This window comes from Sulfuricurvum sp. (assembly GCF_019163035.1).
Classification (GTDB): domain Bacteria; phylum Campylobacterota; class Campylobacteria; order Campylobacterales; family Sulfurimonadaceae; genus Sulfuricurvum.
In genome coordinates this window covers 1-1,785 of the sequence record NZ_JAFLKV010000103.1, presented here as the reverse complement: position 1 = coordinate 1,785, position 1,785 = coordinate 1, and the positions used below count along the sequence as shown (strand labels likewise).

Below are 1,785 nucleotides of genomic sequence, written 5' to 3'. Positions count from 1 at the left end.
AAAGAGATTCTACGAATGAAAGCCGAACTCAACGAAATTTTGGCTAAAAACTGTGGACAGAGCGTCAAAAAACTCGAAAAAGATACCGATCGTGATAATTTCATGTCAGCCGCAGAGGGTGTAGACTATGGTATCATTGATGAAGTATTGATTCAAAAAGAAAAAGAAGAGAAGTAAAGGGTAATCCATGGCAGCTCTCAGCAATCTCAAGCGTACCCAACGAACGGTTACACCAAAAAGTGAGGAAAATGCTTTTATCAGCACTACCACATTAAGTGATCCAACCAGTGATCTTGAGATCTTTGCAAAAGAAGTTTTAAATGCCCTTATTTCTGATAATCTACCCCCTACCCCTAACAATTTTGCTCTCTATTTTGACCGCATTTTAGAAGACAAAAGCGAAAGTCTTCGCCGTCAAATCGGTGCCATATTAGAGCTCGAAGAGGACAATCACGAAGATACGAGCATCGAGCTTGAAAAAACCCTAAAACAGGGTTTTTCATCGGTAAAAAATATTTTACAGCTCAGTGCAACCCTCTATAAAAACATCTCTCTTATGGAGAAAATTTTAGAAAAACGACAAGCAGAAATGAAAGAGATTCCCTCTTTAAATGGGGCTAACGATCTCATTGCATCACTGGGCGATGATGTCGGAAAACTAAGCTCTATTCTCAAAAAACAGGTCTCTCACATGAAGGTGATCTATGATGAAACGGCAACAATTGTCAAACAAGTTGAAAATGAGACTATTTTTGATAATCAATTCGGTGTCTATAACAAACGTTTCCTCATTACCAAACTTGAGCAAGAGCGCCATCTTATCGATGAGTTCAAACATAAAAGCTCCCTTATTACTGTTCGTCTCTCTAAAGAGAGCGGAGAGACTGTTCAAAGTGAAAAGGCTCAGCAACTGATGGTTCGCACCGTTGCACGTCTTTTACTTAAAACCTCTCGACGGAGCGATATCGTTGCCCATTACGGTGGAGGTGTTTTTGCTATGGTGCTCAAACATACTGATATCGAAAGTGCTAAGCGGGCATCCGAAAGACTTTTTGATCTCGTATCTTCGAGTAATTTTTTCATTTCCGAACAAGAGATTCACCTCCGTATAGCGATCGGAGTAGTTGAGCTCAATGCAACACGCGGAATTGATCAAACCCTTGTATGCACTCTTGAAGCAATGGATGCAGCGGAAAACAATCCTAAGCTCCGTTATATGGTTTGCAACGCGTAAGGCTCTTATGATTCTCCCGATTATTACTTATCCCAACAAACAACTTAAAGTCCGTTCCACACAAGTAACAAGTTTTGACCAACTTCTCCACCGTTTTTTAGACGATATGTATGAAACTATGATGAGCTCTAACGGCATCGGATTGGCCGCTATTCAAGTTGCAAACCCTATCCGTGTTCTTATCCTCTGTATTCCTGATGGAGAGGGAAATCAAACCCTAGAAAATCGCTTAGAGGTCATTAATCCCTCTATCTCTAATCCAAGTGGAAATACTCTCTATCAAGAGGGGTGTCTCAGTGTTCCCGGATTTTATGAAGATATTGAACGCTATGAAGCTCTCACCCTGCACTATCAAAATCGTCACGGTGAACATTGTACTTTGGAAGCGGATGAGCTCTTAGCGATTGCCATTCAACATGAAATGGACCATTTAGAGGGAAAACTTTTTATCGAAAAACTTACCTATAACCGCCGTAAAAAGTTTGAAAAAGAGTACAAAAAAGTACTCAAAGAGAAAAAATAACCTCCAGAGTATTGCATTTTGCAATATT

The 1,785-nt window shown here is 40.1% G+C and carries 3 protein-coding genes; all 3 read left to right on the top strand.

The window, feature by feature from the left end; genetic code table 11:
* On the top strand, positions 1–177 hold a 177-nt coding region (locus JZU62_RS07470; RefSeq protein WP_295013434.1), incomplete at its 5' end, for an ATP-dependent Clp protease proteolytic subunit.
* 10 nt (positions 178–187) lie between these two features.
* A complete protein-coding gene (locus JZU62_RS07465; protein ID WP_295013416.1) occupies positions 188–1,234 on the top strand; it encodes a diguanylate cyclase in 1,047 nt (348 codons plus the stop codon).
* 7 nt (positions 1,235–1,241) lie between these two features.
* Complete coding sequence (gene def / locus JZU62_RS07460; RefSeq protein WP_295013414.1) at positions 1,242–1,757, top strand: peptide deformylase; 516 nt, start codon at positions 1,242–1,244, stop codon at positions 1,755–1,757.
* Positions 1,758–1,785 lie beyond the last annotated feature (28 nt).